Origin of the sequence: Mycobacterium sp., from assembly GCF_025965855.1 — a bacterium.
Classification (GTDB): Bacteria; Actinomycetota; Actinomycetes; order Mycobacteriales; family Mycobacteriaceae; genus Mycobacterium.
The window spans coordinates 1-3,695 of sequence record NZ_JAOPWB010000193.1 but is presented as its reverse complement, the minus strand read 5'-3'; the positions used below and the strand labels follow the sequence as shown (position 1 = coordinate 3,695).

Here is a 3,695-nt window from a genome sequence, read left to right as displayed (position 1 = left end):
GTAGCCCGGTGGGGGGCCGTAGCCGGGCGGCGCAGCGCCGTACCCCGGCGGGGGGCCATATCCCGGCGGCGGGTAACCGGCCGGCGCGTAATGGCCGGGCGGGGGGAAAGCCGGATAACCATGCGGCGGCGCGTTCACCGTGTGCTGAGGCCTTTGAGGCCTTCGAGGCCTTCGAAATCAGCTTGGCGGCCGGGCCCGTCGTTCGTCATGGGCTCCATCCTGTCGGCGGTCCGGGCATTTCTCAATCTTGACCGGCGCCCCGGCGCGTAGCGTCTCGGGCATGGCGGAACTCAAATCCCGGCTGCGGGCCGACCTGACGCAGGCGATGAAGACCAGGGACAAGTTGCGAACCGCGACCCTGCGCATGGTGTTGGCCGCGATCCAGACCGAGGAGGTCTCCGGCAAGCAGGCGCGCGAGCTCTCCGACGACGACATCATCAAGGTGCTGGCCAGGGAATCGCGGAAGCGCGGCGAGGCGGCCGAGATCTACACCCAAAACGGTCGCGGTGAGCTCGCCGCCAACGAGCACGCCGAGGCGCGGATCATCGACGAGTACCTGCCCACGCCGCTCACCGGGGCCGAGCTGGCCGACGTCGCCGATACCGCGATCGCACAGGTCGCCGAGGAGATCGGTGAGCGGCCGGGCATGAAGCAGATGGGGATGGTGATGAAGGCGGCCACCGCGATCGCGGCGGGAAAGGCCGACGGGGCGCGGCTGTCGGCCGCGGTGAAGGAGCGGCTGTAGCGTCAATCGCTGTGTGCCGCTGGGGAATCCGGCGGCCGTGCGCGTTGTTCGCAGTCTCGACGCGACCGTCGCAGGGTGACGGCTCTATCATCCAGTCATGCTGATCCGGGTCCCGCAGATCCGGCAAGCGTTGCGGCCGTTGCGCGACAAGGATCCGGAGCGCGATGCGCTGCGCCGCGCCGTGCGCGCGGCGATCATGGTGCCACTCACGGCCGGGTTCGCCTTCCTCGTCGTGGGCGGCAAAGTGGTACCGCTGTATGCGTTGCTCGGCGCCTTTTGGCTGCTGGTGGTCACCGAATTTCCGGGCAACCGACAGCAGCGCGCGGTGGCCTACCTCGGCCTGACCGTCAACGGGATCGTTTTGATCGCGGTCGGCACCTTGGTTGCCCCCATTGGCTGGCTGGCGGTCACGTTGATGTTTTTCCTCGGCGTGGCCGTGACGCTGGCCGCCTTGCTCAGTTCGACGATGTCCGCCGGCCAACGTGCGACCCTGTTGTTCTACGTTTGGCCGGTCTGCACACCGGTCGGGCCAATCGGCGAGCGGCTGCTGGGTTGGCTGATGGCCGTGGCGATATGCGTGCCTGCGGCGTTGTTCTTCCTTCCCCCGCGGCACCATGGCGCCCTGCGCCGTCACGTCGCACAAGTGTGCGCGGCGCTGGCCGACCGGATCGAGTGCTTCGGCTCGGCCGAGGACGTGACCGCCGCAATGGACGCGCTGCGGGCCAACTTCCTGGCTGCCAGCTTCCGGCCGGTCGGCCTTAGCGCAGGCAGCCGGGCGCTGGTACGAATCGTCGACCTTCTCCAACTGGTCGCCGACTTGGTCGACGACGAAACAGGCGAGACGCTGGGTGTGGTGAAACCGCCGGCCGTCGATGTCCTGCGGTGCTGCGCTCGGTTGCTCGATGCTTCCCAACTGGACCATCGCGCCGCGAACCGCGCCGCCCTCGACGCGGCACTCCCCCGGTTGCGGTCGCTGGCGCGTGGCAGTTACCGCGAGAGCGTGCTTCAGATTGACAGCGCTGCGGACGACGCGACGGCCATTGCGGCCGGGCGGCGGCTGCTGGCGCGCCGAGTGATCGCGACAACCATCGGAGTGACGGGCAGGGTCATCGCCGCGGCCGCCGCGGCCGATGCCCGGCCGGTGTGGGCCCGGGCCCTCGGCCTACAACTGCCACGCACCGGATTCGCCGACCGGCTGGTCTCGGAGACCGCCGCCGGCACCTTGATTGTCACAGGATTCCTGGCCGTCCGTTCCGTGGCGGCACACAACGGCCTCCGCATGGGCGCCGGGTTGGCCCTGGCCGTCGCCGTGACTCATCTGCATGTCTTCGAGCGTGGCTTCTGGGTCGTGGTGGGAACGATGCTGGTGTTCAGCAGCAGCGCGCTCACCACGAGAACCAGAGTCGTTCAGGCTGTGGTCGGTACCGCGCTGGGTATCGTCCTCGGCGGGCTCCTCGTCGCCGCCGTCGGTGTAGATCCGGTGGTGCAGTGGCTGCTGGTGCCGATCACGGTGTTCGCGTCGACCTACCTGCCGCGGTTTGTTTCCTTCACCGCCGCTCAGGCCATCGGCGCGTTGAATCTTCTGATCATCCTCAGCCTTACGATCCCCACCGGCTGGCGCGTCGGCCTGCTGCGAGTCGAGGACATCGCGTTGGGCGCCGCCGTGGGTATGGGTGCGTCGCTGCTGCTGTGGCCCAGGGGCGCCACGGCCGCGGTGTCCGCTCTGATCGAAGCCGCACTCGACGTCGACATGCGCTATCTTCACGCGGCCGTGCTGCGTGTCACCCGCGGTCGTTCGGAGGGAGGCGCGGAGGGAACTGACGCCGACCTCACGGCCCTGAGCGACGATGCGGTGGTGGGCAGCCGAAGGGTCGATGACGCTGTGCGCCATTATCTTTCGGAGACCGGCAGCGGGGCCGACCTGCGGACCCCGGTGGTGAAGGCGGCCAACCGGGCCACCTGGGTGCGCCTCGCGGCGGACATGATCGCCGACATCAGGACGCTGCCGCCGACCGGCGCCTACCCAGCGGCGCGGGCCGTGTTGGAAGCCCACCTGGAATTCGTAACCGAGCAGGTCTCGGGGCACGGCGGCACGGCAAGGCGGCCGCCGATGGTCGGGGAAGTCGTGCGGGCATTGCGCGCCGAGGCGACCTGTCAAGACAACGCGGTCGAGGCCGCGCAGCCACTCATCACGGTGGCGGCCAACCTCGCCCAACTCGAACTGGTTTTGCTCGCGGCATCGGAAACCGCCGCTGCCGCAACGAGTTCCGTGGCCGACTAACTCGCGGCTGATTCAAACGACAGTCCGGGTGCCGTCGCCGGCCCGCCTGGTGACGCGCCGGGCGTCGAGCTGCTCGAGCAATGGCACGGCGACCCGCCGGGTGGTGCCCAGCGCGCGGCGGGCCTCGCTGACGGTGAACGGCTGCGGCAGCTTCGCCAGCACGTCGGCCGCCCGATCCAGCGCGTCGCGGCCCAGCACGACACCGTCGGCGATCCGGCTCAGCCGCCCGGCGCGCACCGCCGCGGCCAGCTCACGGGGACCGAGCCTGAGGTCGGCCAGTTCGTCGGCCTCCGGTGCCCGAAACGGGTCGGCGGCCAGCCACTCCTCGATCGTGCGCACGGCCTGCTCGACGCGGGCCGGCAGGCTCGCGCCGGGCGAGCGGACCAACCCGTCGGCCACCTCGAGGCCGGTGCCCTGCAGCAGCTTGGGCACCAGTTCCGCGGCGGGCAGCCCGACGCGCTGCCGCAGCGTCTCGAGCGGCATCCCCGCCGCGATGTCGTGTTCGTCCGCCCAGCTCCGCACGGCCGCCGTCGCGCGGTCGCGCCGTGCGGCCCACCACTGCGGATCGACCACCCAGTCGCCCACCCGCTGCCCCCGCGGCGGCAGGCCCATGGCGCGCAGCTCGGTCACCCGCGCGCAGTCGGGGGGACGAACCCGGCCGCTCGCCAG

At 70.5% G+C, this 3,695-nt stretch carries 3 protein-coding genes; 2 read left to right on the top strand and 1 reads right to left on the bottom strand.

The genetic code is table 11. The annotated features are described in order from the left end of the window. Window positions 1-280: 280 nt before the first annotated feature. A complete protein-coding gene (locus JWP83_RS16535) occupies window positions 281-745 on the top strand; it encodes a GatB/YqeY domain-containing protein (protein ID WP_297731898.1) in 465 nt (154 codons plus the stop codon). Between the two features lie 97 nt (window positions 746-842). Beyond that, complete coding sequence (locus JWP83_RS16530) at window positions 843-3,026, top strand: FUSC family protein (protein WP_297731895.1); 2,184 nt, start codon at window positions 843-845, stop codon at window positions 3,024-3,026. A gap of 12 nt (window positions 3,027-3,038) precedes the next feature. Here JWP83_RS16530 and JWP83_RS16525 read toward each other — a convergent pair. Beyond that, on the bottom strand, window positions 3,039-3,695 hold a 657-nt coding region (locus JWP83_RS16525; protein ID WP_297731892.1), incomplete at its 5' end, for a SelB C-terminal domain-containing protein.